This window comes from Pseudomonas sp. S10E 269, assembly GCF_002798465.1.
GTDB lineage: Bacteria > Pseudomonadota > Gammaproteobacteria > Pseudomonadales > Pseudomonadaceae > Aquipseudomonas > Aquipseudomonas pergaminensis.
Genome location: NZ_PHIJ01000001.1, coordinates 3,513,860 through 3,527,903, shown reverse-complemented (window position 1 = coordinate 3,527,903; position 14,044 = coordinate 3,513,860). Strand labels below are relative to the sequence as shown.

Annotated in this window: 11 protein-coding genes and 2 tRNA genes; 8 read left to right on the top strand and 5 right to left on the bottom strand. The window is 60.6% G+C overall.

Annotated features, from left to right (window positions below; translation table 11 throughout):
- Nucleotides 1–37 precede the first annotated feature (37 nt).
- The 4 genes from groES to CWC48_RS16365 form a co-directional block, all read right to left on the bottom strand.
- Nucleotides 38–334 (bottom strand): co-chaperone GroES, encoded by a 297-nt coding sequence (gene groES / locus CWC48_RS16380; RefSeq protein ID WP_016975516.1) that lies wholly within the window; start codon nt 332–334, stop codon nt 38–40.
- A gap of 247 nt (nt 335–581) precedes the next feature.
- Nucleotides 582–1,058, bottom strand: a complete 477-nt coding sequence (locus CWC48_RS16375; protein WP_025854816.1) for an FxsA family protein — start codon at nt 1,056–1,058, stop codon at nt 582–584.
- Nucleotides 1,059–1,124: 66 nt separating this feature from the next.
- The gene (locus tag CWC48_RS16370) at nt 1,125–1,856 is read right to left on the bottom strand and encodes a HugZ family protein (protein WP_100492200.1); all 732 of its coding nucleotides are present in this window, start codon (nt 1,854–1,856) and stop codon (nt 1,125–1,127) included.
- 105 nt (nt 1,857–1,961) lie between these two features.
- Nucleotides 1,962–2,969 (bottom strand): DUF481 domain-containing protein, encoded by a 1,008-nt coding sequence (locus CWC48_RS16365; protein WP_078050060.1) that lies wholly within the window; start codon nt 2,967–2,969, stop codon nt 1,962–1,964.
- A gap of 193 nt (nt 2,970–3,162) precedes the next feature.
- Here CWC48_RS16365 and CWC48_RS16360 point away from each other — a divergent pair, with 193 nt between their 5' ends.
- The 4 genes from CWC48_RS16360 to CWC48_RS16340 all read left to right on the top strand — a co-directional run bounded on the left by CWC48_RS16360 (nt 3,163) and on the right by CWC48_RS16340 (nt 7,954).
- A complete protein-coding gene (locus tag CWC48_RS16360) occupies nt 3,163–3,477 on the top strand; it encodes an MGMT family protein (protein ID WP_223204549.1) in 315 nt (104 codons plus the stop codon).
- A 43-nt stretch (nt 3,478–3,520) separates the two neighbouring features.
- Nucleotides 3,521–5,053: an AmpG family muropeptide MFS transporter gene (locus CWC48_RS16355; protein WP_078050062.1), complete on the top strand. Its 1,533-nt coding sequence runs from the start codon at nt 3,521–3,523 to the stop codon at nt 5,051–5,053.
- A gap of 211 nt (nt 5,054–5,264) precedes the next feature.
- Entirely contained in the window at nt 5,265–6,980 is a 1,716-nt protein-coding gene (locus CWC48_RS16345) for a proline--tRNA ligase (RefSeq protein WP_078050063.1), read from the top strand.
- Between the two features lie 20 nt (nt 6,981–7,000).
- Nucleotides 7,001–7,954, top strand: a complete 954-nt coding sequence (locus tag CWC48_RS16340) for a hypothetical protein (protein ID WP_100492199.1) — start codon at nt 7,001–7,003, stop codon at nt 7,952–7,954.
- Nucleotides 7,955–8,084: 130 nt separating this feature from the next.
- Here the strand turns inward: CWC48_RS16340 and dinB are convergent, their stop codons facing one another.
- Nucleotides 8,085–9,143 (bottom strand): DNA polymerase IV, encoded by a 1,059-nt coding sequence (gene dinB, locus CWC48_RS16335; RefSeq protein ID WP_099494253.1) that lies wholly within the window; start codon nt 9,141–9,143, stop codon nt 8,085–8,087.
- A gap of 278 nt (nt 9,144–9,421) precedes the next feature.
- On the opposite strand from dinB, the gene CWC48_RS16330 reads away from it, so the two are divergent.
- The 4 genes from CWC48_RS16330 (at nt 9,422) to CWC48_RS16315 (ending at nt 13,991) form a co-directional block, all read left to right on the top strand.
- Nucleotides 9,422–9,498 (top strand) — tRNA-Met (locus CWC48_RS16330).
- Nucleotides 9,499–9,706: 208 nt separating this feature from the next.
- A tRNA-Met gene (locus tag CWC48_RS16325) sits at nt 9,707–9,783 on the top strand.
- Between the two features lie 279 nt (nt 9,784–10,062).
- A complete protein-coding gene (gene mprF / locus CWC48_RS16320) occupies nt 10,063–12,705 on the top strand; it encodes a bifunctional lysylphosphatidylglycerol flippase/synthetase MprF (protein WP_078050065.1) in 2,643 nt (880 codons plus the stop codon).
- Nucleotides 12,705–13,991: a virulence factor family protein gene (locus CWC48_RS16315; protein ID WP_078050066.1), complete on the top strand. Its 1,287-nt coding sequence runs from the start codon at nt 12,705–12,707 to the stop codon at nt 13,989–13,991. The genes mprF and CWC48_RS16315 overlap by 1 nt, the downstream gene beginning before the upstream one ends.
- Nucleotides 13,992–14,044 lie beyond the last annotated feature (53 nt).

Sequence of the window (14,044 nt, the reverse complement as noted above, 5' to 3'; positions counted from 1 at the left end):
TAAATACTTTGGAGTAACGGGAAAATGAGCGGGGAAATTACGCTTCCAGTACGGCGAGAATCTCGTTCTCAGCCATGACCAGCAGGTCTTCGCCGTCAACTTTCACAGTGTTGCTGCCGGAGTAAGGGCCGAATACAACCTTGTCACCGACTTTAACGGCCAGAGCACGCACTTCACCGTTTTCCAGGGTTTTGCCTGGGCCAGCAGCGACGATCACACCGTGGTTGGCTTTCTCGGCAGCCGAACCTGGCAGAACGATCCCGCCGGCGGTTTTCTTTTCTTCTTCGCTGCGACGGATTACGACGCGGTCGTGCAGAGGACGAAGCTTGCTCATTGTCGATCTCTCCTAATTGTGTTTTTCATCGGCCGGTGTCTGTACCGGCGGGTTGTAGTCCGGCTGTGCCGGTCGCGCCTCGCCAAGCAAGACGCGGAAGTCTGTCTGGTGTCGCCACCAGAAACCTTGCGGTGACCGTTACATAAGGGCGCATAAGCTTATTACAAGGGGCCGGAGATGAAATTTTTTGCGTCTGCCGACCCGTAAATGCAACACGGCACCCGAAGGTGCCGTGCCAGTGAAGCGGTTACTTACTGTCGCGGTGTTCGAACTCGCCTTCGATCACATCACCTTCACGCCCCAGCGGCTGACGCGGGGCCGGGCCGCCACGGGGTTGCAGGTCGTCGGCGAACGCACGCTGACGGATGGCAGCCTCTTCGGCACGCTGGCGCATCTTGCCCGCCAACAGCTTGCGGGTGACGGGCAGCAACATGACCAGGCCGACCACGTCGCTGATAAAGCCAGGCAGGATCAACAAGCCACCGGCCAGGGCCATCATCAGGCCTTCAAGCATGGTCTGGGCAGGCAGTTCGCCGCGGTTCAGGCTTTCACGGGCACGCAGCGCCGTGGCCAGGCCGGCGACGCGCAGCACCAGGACGCCGAGCATCGAGCCGAGAATGATCAGCAACAGGGCCGGGAAAAACCCGATCGCACCGCTGACTTGAACGAATACGAACAGCTCCAACACCGGGAATAGCAGAAAGAGCAACAAAAAAGGGCGCATCAAATGGTTCCTCAACGCAAGAATGCCTTGCCAGTCCACCTTAGATGACGTCGCCATTTCGTGAATTCAAGCGTCGGCGGCCTCTTTTTTCGGCCAGACCTCGGCGTGGGCCAACGAAACCAAGGCTTCGCGCACTTGTGTCGGCGTGTTGCAAGACGCTGCAAACGGCAACCAATGCAGCGACTGGCCAATGCGCAGGTGCATGCCTTCACTGTCGATACCCGCCAACTGCGCAGGCTCGAAGGTTGGCAAGCCGGTCAGCGCGACGTAATGGGCAATGGCCTTGGTGTGATCGCTGTTCATGTGTTCGATCATGCTGCGTTCCGCCTTGCCCGCGAACGGGTTGGCCAAGGTCAATTGGTCGACCCAGTGAATCGCGCCAAAGCCGCCGATGTAACGATGACGCACGGGCTTGAGCACCCAGAAGTCAAAGTCGTGGGCCTTATGGTAGTTGGCAGAATCGGGGAAGTAGCGGTAATAACGCTCGGCCGCCGCCTCGATGGCAGCACCCTCTTCCAGTTTTTCGGCTTCGGCCAGGTAGGTCAGGCGCCCGACGGCCTGCACGTCGTCGGCCTCGCGCTCACCCACCAGCAGCGAGCACTTGGGGTCTTTCTGCAGGTTATGGGTGTGCTGGGCGATACGGCTGATCAGGATCAACGGGCGACCCTGCTCGTCGAGGCAATACGGCACGACCGACCCGAACGGAAAGCCGGGCATGGCCTTGGACAGTGTGGAGAGAGCCCCACGGTATTCCTTGAGCAACAGCTCTCGGGCGTTCTTGGCAACCTGTGCGCTCAACGTATGACTCCTCGGATAATCAGCCGCCCATGGCCTATGGGAATGGATCTCAACGCAAGGTAATCACATCCGCAAAGGTTGCCAAGCAGGTTTTGTACGCCCGTGTTACCAGGCCACGCCGAAGCCTGCGGTGTAGCGGGTCTTGCTCAGGCTGCTGTCGGAGTCGCCGCTGATAACGTCGCGCTCGGCCTTGAGGTTGAGGGACGCCCACTCGGTGACTTTGTAGCGCAGGCCCATTTCGGCATCCAGGGAATACTCCGCCGGACCGTCGATGGGCTTGCCCACTTCGCCGTTGGTGAAGAATTCGACGGTCTTGCCCACCAGGTAGCGGTTGTAGTTCCACTTCATGGCCAGGGAATAGAAGTTGTCCTTGCCGCCATCGGCGTATTCGTAGTCAGTGCGGTTGACCAGCGAGCCCAGGGAGAACGCGCCCAGCTCATCGTCCCAGAACTGATAGCCCGGGCCGGTACCGACGGTGCGCTGCCGGGAGAGGTCTTCAACCTTGTCGCGCTTGTAGGTCAAGCGCCCCTGCCAGAACCAATGCTCGGTCAGGAAGCGGTCGAGGTCATATTCCAACGCCCAGTTGTCGGTGGTGGTGACATCGTCCTGGAACTCGCGGTTGTACTCGCCCTGGCCGGTATGGCGCCATTGGCCATGACGCGCCGTGGTCTTGAAGTCGATGTCGTAGTCGTTGGTGTCCTTGTCGGCGCGTTTGTAGTCCAGCGCCATGTCCACATTACCTTTCCACACCAGGTCTTCGATCACAGGCTTGGGCTTGATGATCTGCTGGATGCTGGCCAGGTCGACGGTCTTGGGCGCTTCGCCATTGGCCAGCACCACCTTGCCGTCATCCGCCGCCTTGAGGGACTTGGCCTTCTCGCCGATGTAAGCGTCTTGCTTAACCAGCAGTTCCTGGTCGCTTTCCAGGGTTTTCACCTGTTTCCAGTCCACAGGGATGGCGCCGGCATAATCGGTCTGGATCAGCAGCTTGCCACCGTCGAAGACCTTGATCTTGCCGGTCAGGCGGTCACCGTTTTTCAACCAGACGGTATCGGCCAGCAAGGGCGTGGAGGCGCTGAAAACAGCGAGGCACAGCAGGGTTCTGGACAACATAAGCGGATTAGGAGCTCAAGGTTGGCGAAAAGGGGCGATTATCGTGTTAGATAGCTAGGACTGACTCAAGGATTAATGTTGAGTTCAATTCTCACTGGCATGTTTACAGACGTTTCTTACAGAAAGACCGACATTTTAAACGGATAGACCCACCGTGAACCCACCCGCCGAAACCCCGCAAACCCCTGCCGAAATGCGCCGTACTGCGCTGTACCTGACCTTGGCGCAAGTGCCCGAAGGCTGCGTGGTGAGCTACGGCGAGCTGGCCCAACTGGCAGGCCTCGGGCGCGCCGCGCGCTGGGTGGGACGCACGTTGAGCCAGCTTCCCGAAGACACCCGGTTGCCCTGGCACCGTGTGTTGGGTGCCGGTGGTCGGATAAGTCTGCCGGTGGGCAGTGCCTCGGGTGACGAACAACGCGCGCGTTTGCGCGACGAAGGCGTCACTGTCCGCAACAATCGCGTGGATATTCAGCGCCATGGCTGGCGCCCGGTAGAGCACAGCGGTTAGAGTGCGCGCTTTGTTTCCGTGAATCTGAGGCAGACTCCAGCCCATGCCCCGTAAAACCTGGCGCGCCGCGCTCGCCGCCTATGCCAGCCCCTCGACGTTAGTGCTGTTGTTGCTCGGCTTTGCCGCCGGCTTGCCTTACATGTTGGTGTTCTCGACGCTTTCAGTGTGGTTGCGTGAGGCCGGTGTGGCCCGCGAGACCATCGGCTATGCGAGCCTGATCGGCCTGGCGTATGCCTTTAAATGGGTGTGGTCGCCGCTGCTCGATCAATGGCGCCTGCCGCTGCTCGGTAAACTCGGACGTCGTCGCTCCTGGCTGGTACTGGCCCAATCGTTGGTGATCCTCGGATTGATCGGCATGGGCTTTTGCGACCCGCAGAAACACCTGTCCTGGCTGATCGCTATCGCCGTGATCGTCGCCTTTGCCTCCGCCACCCAGGACATCGCCGTCGACGCCTATCGCCTGGAAATCGCCGACGACAGCCGACAGGCTGCTCTGGCCGCCAGCTACATGTCCGGCTATCGCATCGCCGCCCTGCTGGCCACGGCGGGCGCCCTGTTTTTTGCCGAAGGGTTTGGCTCAACCGGCTTCAACTATAAACACTCGGCCTGGACCGGCACCTATGTGTTGTTTGGCGTGCTGATGATCCCGGCCCTGCTGACCACCTTCTTTATGCGCGAGCCGAACGTGCCACTGCGCACCCAATTGCAGGCCGGGCGCTACAGCTTTGTGCATCAACTGGTCTCGGTGTTTGTACTGATCGTGCTGCTGGTGTCGGTGCCAGCGATGTTCACCCAACTGTACAACACCGATTTCGCCAGTGTGCTGTTCCACGGCGTGAGCCTGTGGGAGTTGCTGATGGAGGACCGCGCCTTCCTGCGGGCCATCCTCTATATCACCCTCACCGCCCTGTGCCTGTCGGCCATGGGTCGCCGTGGCCTGGCGCCGGTGCTGACGCCGGTCAACGACTTCATCCTGCGCTACCGCTGGCAGGCGTTGCTGCTGTTGGGGCTGATCGCCACCTATCGCATGTCGGACACCGTGATGGGCGTGATGGCCAACGTGTTCTACATCGACCAGGGGTTTACCAAGGACCAGATCGCCGGGGTCAGCAAGATCTTCGGCCTGATCATGACCCTGCTGGGCGCCGGCATGGGTGGCCTGCTGATCGTGCGCTTCGGCATCCTGCCGATCCTGTTCATCGGCGGCGTGGCCTCGGCCGGCACCAACCTGCTGTTCGTGATGCTCGCCGACATGGGCCCGGACCTGCAGATGCTGATCTTCACCATCTCCCTGGATAACTTCAGCTCCGGGCTGGCGACCTCGGCGTTTGTCGCCTACCTGTCGAGCCTGACCAACCTGAAGTTCTCCGCCACTCAATACGCCTTGCTCAGCTCGATCATGCTGTTGCTGCCGCGCTTGATCGGCGGGTACTCGGGCGTCATGGTCGAGAAGTTCGGGTACCACAATTTCTTCCTGATCACCTGCATGCTGGGTGTGCCGACCTTGCTGCTGATTGCCTTGCATTGGTATCAGGAAAATCGGCGGGCTCGGTTGAATCCACCGGTAGACGACTGACACACCTCGGTCCATGTGGGAGCTGGCTTGCCTGCGATAGCATCCCCCTGATGCAACAGACACACCGCGCCGCTCCCATCGCAGGCAAGCCAGCTCCCACACAAGCCCGGTTCCGATAGAAACACCCCGCAACCTGATGCCTGTACTCCGGCTGCAACCGCCCGTACAATCCCAAGTCATTTCAAGTCCAAGCAACCGACAACGGCCTACCATGCGTACCAGTCAATATTTGCTCGCCACACAGAAAGAAACGCCTTCCGACGCGGTCGTGATCAGCCACCAGCTGATGCTGCGTGCCGGCATGATCCGCAAACTGGCCTCCGGCCTGTACACCTGGCTGCCCATGGGCTTGAAGGTGATGCGCAAGGTCGAAGCCATCGTTCGTGAAGAAATGAACGCCGCCGGCTCTCTGGAAGTGTTGATGCCGAGCACCCAACCGGCTGAACTGTGGCAGGAATCCGGGCGCTGGGAAGAGTACGGCCCTGAGTTGCTGCGCTTCAAGGATCGTCATGGCCGCGACTTCTGCGCCGGCCCGACCCACGAAGAAGTGATCACCGACCTGATGCGCAACGAGCTGAGCAGCTACAAGCAGCTGCCGCTGAACCTGTACCAGATCCAGACCAAATTCCGTGACGAAATCCGCCCACGCTTCGGTTTGATGCGCGGCCGTGAATTCATCATGAAGGACGCCTACTCGTTCCACGCCGACCAGGCTTCGCTGCAGGTCACCTACGACCGCATGCACCAGGCCTACTGCAACGTGTTCACACGCCTGGGCCTGAAATTCCGCCCGGTTGAAGCGGACAACGGCTCCATCGGCGGCGCCGGCTCCCACGAATTCCACGTGCTGGCCGAGTCCGGCGAAGACGATATCGTATTCAGCAACGGTTCCGACTACGCGGCGAACATCGAGAAAGCCGAAGCCGTGCCACGGGAAACCTCCCGTCCAGCACCGACGCAAGAGCTGCGCCTGGTGGACACGCCAGAGACCAAGACCATCGCGGCCCTGGTGGAAAAATTCAATCTGCCGATTGAAAAGACCATCAAGACCCTGATCGTGCGCGCCGAAGAAGAAGGCAAGCTGATCGCCCTGGTGATCCGTGGCGACCACGAACTCAACGAAATCAAGGCGGCCCAGCAACCTGGCGTGGCCAGCCCGCTGGTCATGGCCACCGACGCCGAACTGCGTGACGCGATTGGCGCCGGCGCCGGCTCGCTGGGCCCGCTGAACCTGCCGCTGCCGATCATCATCGACCGCTCGGTCGAGCTGATGAGCGACTTCGGTATCGGCGCCAACATCGACGACAAGCACTACTTCGGCGTGAACTGGGAGCGTGACCTGCCGGTTCCGACCGTGGCCGACCTGCGTAACGTGGTCGCCGGTGACCCAAGCCCGGATGGCAAGGGCACCCTGGAAATCAAGCGCGGCATCGAAGTCGGGCACATCTTCCAGCTGGGCAACAAGTACAGCAAGGCAATGAAGTGCGAAGTGCTGGGCGAGAACGGCAAGCCGATCACCCTGGACATGGGCTGCTACGGCATTGGCGTATCCCGCGTGGTGGCCGCTGCCATCGAGCAGAACAACGACGAGAAAGGCATCATCTGGAGTGACGCCCTTGCGCCGTTCCAGGTCGCCCTGGTGCCGCTGCGTTATGAAACCGAGCAAGTACGCGAAGCCACCGACAAGCTGTATGCCGAACTCACGGCTGCTGGTTTTGAAGTGCTGCTGGATGACCGGGACAAGAAAACCAGCCCGGGCATCAAGTTCGCCGACATGGAACTGATTGGCATCCCGCACCGGATCGTGGTCAGTGACCGCGGCCTGGCCGATGGCAATCTGGAATACAAGAGCCGGACCGAAGCCGAAGCCCAACCGTTGCCGGTGGCTGACGTGCTGTCTTTCCTTCAGGCGCGTATTCGTCGCTGAAAACCAGATCAAGAGAAGTCATGTTCAAGCGAAACACCAGAGCCCTGGGGGGCGCCGCCTTGTGCGGCGCCCTGCTGGTCAGCGGCTGCGCCAACCAGATGTCGCAACGCAGTGAGCACGAGGAGCGGGTCGAGCGTAAGTTGCTCGACCACAGCCTGCAGATCGATGTAGGCGACCCTAAAGTGCTGGAGCTGCCGCAACGCCGGGTTCGCATTCACGAGCAGAAGACCTTCGAGGTCACCGAGTTCGAAGTCACCCGCCGTTACGATCGCTACACCCCCTACCAACCCTGGCGCAAACTCTATGAGATGCCATTGGGGGCGGTCGCCTTGGTGGCGGGCGCGGGCGCCAACGTGGCGAACATTTTTGCCCTCGGCAACCTGCCCACCAGCATGACCCACGACTGGCTGACCTACGGCGTGGACGGCCTCAACCCGTTCATGAACGTGCAATCCCACGGCCGTGCGCAACAGAACCTGGCGGGTATCGATGAAGTCCAGCGCGACAAGCGTGTGGAGTATTCGAGCCTACCCTGGAGCGAGCGCCCAGTGCAGGTTACCGCCGGCAAGCAAGTGCATGAGCTGACCACCGACCGCAACGGCGTCCTGCGCCTGAACCTGTTGGACAGCCCGTTTGCCGAGCAAGACCTGAACCGCGTCACGACCCTGAAGATCAGCGTGGAAGATGGCCAGGACGACGTGCATTCGGACTCGACCCTGGCGATCAGCAACACCCTGCGCGGCAAGTTGCTGGAAGCCCACGGCCTGATCTACGACGACCTGGAAGACGACGAAGTCAGCCAGTGGGTGCACCGGGTCAAACGCCTGTCGGAGCTGGGCCTGGAAGAAGAAGCCAGAGAACTGGAACAAAGCCTGATCGAACTGACCCGCAATGATCCCGAGTTGCAGCAGGAATTCCTGCAGGCGTTGACCAAGGATGCGGGGCGGTTGGTGGCGGACCCTGGGGCGCGCTAAGACTTCAAAAATGTTGTAGATCTAATGTGGGAGCGGGCTTGCTCGCGAATGCGGTAGATCAGTCAATGCATCTGGTGACTGACACTCCGTATTCGCGAGCAGGCCCGCTCCCACATGTGGTTCTCGGTTTCTACCAAGAGAACTCGAGCTGTTCGTTGCCATTGCTTAAATCCAGCAAACGCACCCCAATCCCCAGCAACCGCACCGGCTTCCCGCCGCGATTGAACGCCTGCGTCAGCAGCTGTTGATAACTCTCCAGGTCCCGCCCTGCCCCCGCCTGCTCCAAGGTGGTCTGGGTAAAATCATGAAACTTCACCTTAACGAACGGCTTACCCGCCCGGTAACTGCTGTCGATGCGCGCCATGCGTCCGGCCAGGGTGTCCATCAGCTCAGGGAGTTTGGCCAGGCAGCTTGAGAGATCCGGCAGGTCCACGTCGTAGGTGTTTTCCACACTGATCGATTGTCGGCGACTGTCGTTTTGCACCGCGCGATCATCGATCCCACGCGCCAGGCTCCACAGGCGCTCGCCAAAACTGCCGAATTCGCGCACCAGCGCCAGCTTGTTCCATTCGCGCAGTTGCAGGCAGTCCTCGATCCCCAGGCGGGCGAGCTTGTCCGCCGTGACCTTGCCCACGCCGTGCAACTTGCTTACCCGCAGCTGCGAGACAAAGTCTTCGACCTGGTCCGGGGTGATCACGAACAATCCGTTGGGTTTCTTCCAGTCGCTGGCGATCTTGGCCAGGAACTTGTTCGGCGCCACACCGGCAGACACGGTGATGTGCAATTGGTTGGAGACGCGGCGGCGTATGTCCTGGGCGATGCGCGTGGCGCTGCCGCCGAAATGCGGGCTGTCAGACACGTCCAGATAGGCTTCATCCAGCGACAGAGGTTCGATCAGGTCGGTGTAGTCGCGAAAGATCGTCTGGATTTCCTTCGACGCTTCTTTATAAGCATCCATGCGCGGCTTGACGATGGTCAGGTCCGGGCACAGCTTTAACGCATGACGTGATGACATCGCCGAGCGTACGCCGTAGGCACGCGCCTCGTAGTTGCAGGTCGCAATCACCCCGCGCCGGTCCGCCGAGCCGCCGACTGCCAACGGCTTTTGTGCCAGGCTCGGGTCATCGCGCATCTCGATGGCGGCGTAGAAGCAATCACAGTCGACGTGGATGATTTTGCGCTGCGTCATATAAAGGGGGTGGAAACCTACGGGTGGCCAGTATCGCATTCACACCTGTATATAGCACCAGTAGTTTGATTCTTCCGCTTGAGCGGTAGGAAAATTCCAAGATGAATTTATTTTCTCAATCGAATTTGGCCTTCCGATAGAGCTGAAAGCCTTAGCCAGACTGGGCCCGAGCGCTATCAAGGGGCCTTATGGAGAGCTAAGCGATTGAAGCACAAGCGCTTTTTTTCAATTCACAGGTTGACACACTGGCGTTCCTCTGTAGAATGCCGACACACAGACGCGGGATGGAGCAGTCTGGTAGCTCGTCGGGCTCATAACCCGAAGGTCGTCGGTTCAAATCCGGCTCCCGCAACCAAACATCAAAAAAGGCTACTCGAAAGAGTGGCCTTTTTTGTGCCTGCTCGTTTTTCCTTCCTGTACGAAAATTGTAAGACAAAAAATCTTTACTCGTCGCGCACTTACCGTCCTTGGTCAACGTGTAACGACAAATTCACACTTATTTGACCCATCAGCCCATTAACGGTTGACACCCCGCCGTTGGGCTGTAGAATGCCGCCCACAGACGCGGGATGGAGCAGTCTGGTAGCTCGTCGGGCTCATAACCCGAAGGTCGTCGGTTCAAATCCGGCTCCCGCAACCAAACATCAAAAAAGGCTACTCGAAAGAGTGGCCTTTTTTGTATCCGGTGAAAAAGTTCTTCTGAAACAATGGCATGGCATCTTTCATGAAACCCTACACGGTTTGTTGAGTCCATCTCTGTGCAAGCTATGCTCAATGCTCAATCGCTACCCTCTACGACCAATGGCCGCTGTCGCCGCACCCGGTGATACGCGTTAATATTTGTAATTATTTTGTCCATAGGGATTGGTAACTTGGCTGGATACCTCCATCCTGTCGCGCACAATCCACGAGGTGATTGATGCGCGCCAACTCGTCTGAACCACAAGACACTGTCACAGCAGAACAACCGATCACACCCACTCGTTTACGTTGGCTGGATCTGGTGAGCAAGTATCGGCAACCCATCGGGCTGGCCGTCACGTTGCTGCTGTTTGCCATCGCCCTGATCGCCTGCCGCCACCTGCTGCTGGAACTGGACCTCTACGCCCTCCACGATTCGATCCTGGAAGTGCCCAAACCCGCGCTGCTCGGCGCCTTTGCCGCCGCCGTCGCCGGTTTTGTCATTCTATTGGGCTATGAATTTTCCGGCGCACGCTACGCGGGGGTCAATTTGCCCGCCAAGACCCTGGCCCTGGGTGGCTTTACGGCGTTCGCCATCGGCAATGCGATTGGCTTGTCGATGCTCTCGGGCGGTTCGGTTCGCTACCGTTTATATGCACGCCATGGCATCGGGGCTTCGGAAGTCGCCCACATGACCGTGTTTGCCAGCCTGGCCCTCGGCACTGCCCTGCCACCGCTGGCGGCACTGGCCACATTGAGTAACTTGCCGGCGGCGTCTACCTACCTGCATCTGTCGCAAGGCCTGCTGGGCGGCATTGCCGGCGCCGTGCTGCTGTTGTCGGCGGTGCTGTGCATCGGCATTTATCGCCGACGCCTGCCGGAACAACCCTACCCGGATAACCTGCTGGTAAAAGCCGGTCGTCGCACTCTGCGCCTGCCGGGTCGCCGTCTGACCTTCCTGCAACTGATCATTACCGCGCTGGACGTGGCCGCTGCCGCCACTGTCCTCTATATGCTGCTGCCGGAAGCGCCGCCGTTCGGTCCCTTCCTGCTGGTGTACCTGCTGGCCCTGGCCGCTGGTGTGCTCAGCCATGTGCCGGGCGGTGTGGGCGTATTCGAAGCGATTCTGCTGGCGGCCTTCGCCGATAAACTCGGTGCCGCGCCGTTGGCCGCGGCCCTGCTGCTGTACCGCATGATCTATGTGGTGCTGCCGCTGCTGATCGCCTGTGTGTTCCTGCTGGTCAACGAAGCCCAGCGCCTGTTCCAGACCCAGCAAAGCCTGCGGGTCGCCTCGGGGCTGGCAGCGCCAGTACTGGCCGTCCTGGTTTTTTTGTCTGGCGTGGTCCTGCTGTTTTCTGGCGCCACGCCCGAAATCGACTCACGCCTGGAAAACATCGGCTTCCTGATTCCCCACCGCCTGATTGACGCCTCACACTTTGGCGCGAGCCTGATCGGTGTGCTCTGCCTGTTGCTGGCCCAGGGCCTGCGCCGACGCCTGTCGGCCGCCTGGATGCTGACCATGGTGCTGCTGCTGGTGGGCGCCCTGCTCTCGCTGCTCAAAGGCTTCGACTGGGAAGAAGCCAGCCTGATGACCATGACCGCCATCCTGCTGGCGATCTTCCGACGCTCGTTCTACCGCGCCAGCCGCCTCACCGAACTGCCCTTCTCGCCGCTGTACCTGGTGGCCAGTGTGTGCGTGCTCGGGGCTTCGATCTGGCTGCTGCTGTTCGCTTATCAAGACGTGCCCTACAGCCACCAATTGTGGTGGCAGTTCACCTTGGATGCCAACGCTCCGCGCGGCCTGCGCTCGCTGCTGGGCGCCGCCGTGCTGCTGGTGATCGTGTCCCTGACCTGGCTGCTGCGCACCGCGCGCCCGGTGATCCACCTGCCGACCCCGGACGAACTGGAGCGCGCCAGCAAGATCCTGATGGCCTCGTCCCAGCCCGACGGTGGCCTGGCGCTCACCGGCGATAAAGCGCTGCTGTTCCACCCCAACGATGAAGCCTTCCTGATGTACGCCCGTCGCGGGCGTAGCCTGGTGGCCTTGTACGACCCGATCGGCCCGACCCAACCACGGGCGGAGATGATCTGGCAGTTCCGCGACCTGTGCGACATCCACCATGCGCGCCCGGTGTTCTACCAGGTCCGCGCGGAGAACCTGCCGTATTACATGGACATCGGCCTCACCGCGATCAAGCTGGGCGAAGAAGCCCGCGTCGACCTCAAACGCTTTGACCTGGAAGCCAAGGGCAAAGAGATGAAGGACCTGCGCTACACCTGGAACCGCGGCTCGCGGGACGGCCTGTCCCTGGAGATCTTTGAACCGGGCACGGCGCCGATGGACGAACTCAAGGTGATCTCCGATGCCTGGCTGACCGGCAAAAACGTACGAGAAAAAGGCTTTTCCCTGGGACGCTTCAGCGACGACTACCTCAAGCACTTTCGTATTGCGATCATTCGCTTCGAAGGGCGCCCGGTGGCCTTCGCCAACCTGCTCGAGACCTACAACCACGACCTGGCCAGTCTCGACCTGATGCGCGCCCACCCGGACGCGCCCAAGCTGACCATGGAATTCATGATGGTCGGCCTGATTCAACACTATAAGAGTCACGGCTACGCCCGCTTCAGCCTCGGCATGGTGCCGTTGTCGGGCCTGCAACCACGACGCGGCGCCCCGCTGACCCAACGCCTGGGCTCGATGGTGTTCCGACGTGGCGAGCAACTGTATAACTTCCAAGGTTTGCGCCGCTTCAAAGACAAGTTCCAGCCTGACTGGGAACCCCGTTACATGGCCGTGCCCGCAGGACTTGATCCGCTGGTGGCACTGGCCGATACCGCCGCCCTGATCGCGGGCGGCTTGACTGGATTGGTGAAACGCTGATGATTCGACGCTCCTGGCGGTATGTGTTGGCCTTTGTAGTGCTGCTCGCCCTGATCCTGGGTGGCGGCTATTGGTACTGGAACCGCCCTGCCCCGCAGCCGACCCTGGAGCAATTGCCCCAGGCCGACGGCTCGGTCATGACCCGTGTAACGCCCTACGGCACGCCTAAAGCCCGTGTCGCCGTCGCCGTGCTGGCCGATGCAACCCTGACCGACAGCCAACTGATTGCCTTGAGCCAGGGCGGCAAGGCGCAGCTTGTCCAGGTGATCCTGCCCAAGGACGACTGCAAGCTGCAGGAACAGGCGCTGCAAAACGCCCTGGGCCAGCTCAAGGGCCCGGCCACCCTGGTCAGCGGCATCGGCCCTGGCGCAAGCCTGGCCTGGCGCTGGCTGGCGGCACAGACCGACGACAAGGCCAACGCCATCTCCGTCGGTTTCGCCATGACCCAGGAAGGTTGCAAGGACCCGCTGCCGAAAACGGCGGCCCACGGCAACTGGCTGGTGGCCTGGAACGACAACCCTGACGACGATGCCGCCAGTTTCGTACGCGACACACCGCGTGCCACCACCAGCATCAGCGACTACGACATTCACTACCCGCAAGTGCTGAACAACGAGTTGCGCAAGCAACTGGTGGGCTCGGACAACGGCGGCCTGGCCATTCCGGTGGTTGAAGTACCGGCGGGCCAAGCCAAGGACACCGTCACCCTGTTCCTCTCCGGTGACGGCGGCTGGCGTGACCTGGACCGTGACGTGGCGGGTGAAATGGCCAAGATCGGCTACCCGGTGGTCGGTATCGACACCCTGCGCTACTACTGGCAGCACAAGACCCCGGAACAAAGCGCCAAGGACCTCACCGAACTGATGCAGCACTACCGTCAGAAGTGGGGCACCAAGCGCTTCGTGCTGACCGGTTACTCGTTCGGCGCCGATGTATTGCCGGCCATTTACAACCGCCTGCCGGAAAACGAGCAGCAGCGTGTGGATGCAATCATCCTGCTGGCCTTCGCCCGTACGGGCAGCTTCGAGATTGAAGTGGAAGGTTGGCTGGGCAACGCCGGCAAAGAAGCCGCCACCGGCCCGGAAATGGCCAAGCTGCCCCCTGAAAAAGTGGTGTGCATCTACGGCGCGGAAGAAGTCGACGAGAGCGGCTGCACCGACAAGACAGCCGTGGGTGAGGCGTTGAAGCTGCCAGGTGGGCATCACTTCGACGAGAACTACCCGGCGCTGGCCAAGCGGTTGGTGGATATCATCGTGAAGCACCAGGCCAAGGATAAAGCCGAGTAACTCCAGCTATTACATGGCTTAAAATGTGGGAGGGGGCTTGCCCCCGATGGCGG

Coding starts and splice junctions, on each gene's coding strand:
- CWC48_RS16375 (WP_025854816.1), bottom strand. CDS start 1,058: ATGCGCCCTTTTTTGTTGCTCTTTCTGCTATTCCCGGTGTTGGAGCTG.
- CWC48_RS16355 (WP_078050062.1), top strand. CDS start 3,521: ATGCCCCGTAAAACCTGGCGCGCCGCGCTCGCCGCCTATGCCAGCCCC.
- dinB (WP_099494253.1), bottom strand. CDS start 9,143: ATGACGCAGCGCAAAATCATCCACGTCGACTGTGATTGCTTCTACGCC.
- mprF (WP_078050065.1), top strand. CDS start 10,063: ATGCGCGCCAACTCGTCTGAACCACAAGACACTGTCACAGCAGAACAA.
- groES (WP_016975516.1), bottom strand. CDS start 334: ATGAGCAAGCTTCGTCCTCTGCACGACCGCGTCGTAATCCGTCGCAGC.
- CWC48_RS16345 (WP_078050063.1), top strand. CDS start 5,265: ATGCGTACCAGTCAATATTTGCTCGCCACACAGAAAGAAACGCCTTCC.
- CWC48_RS16360 (WP_223204549.1), top strand. CDS start 3,163: ATGCGCCGTACTGCGCTGTACCTGACCTTGGCGCAAGTGCCCGAAGGC.
- CWC48_RS16340 (WP_100492199.1), top strand. CDS start 7,001: ATGTTCAAGCGAAACACCAGAGCCCTGGGGGGCGCCGCCTTGTGCGGC.
- CWC48_RS16365 (WP_078050060.1), bottom strand. CDS start 2,969: ATGTTGTCCAGAACCCTGCTGTGCCTCGCTGTTTTCAGCGCCTCCACG.
- CWC48_RS16315 (WP_078050066.1), top strand. CDS start 12,705: ATGATTCGACGCTCCTGGCGGTATGTGTTGGCCTTTGTAGTGCTGCTC.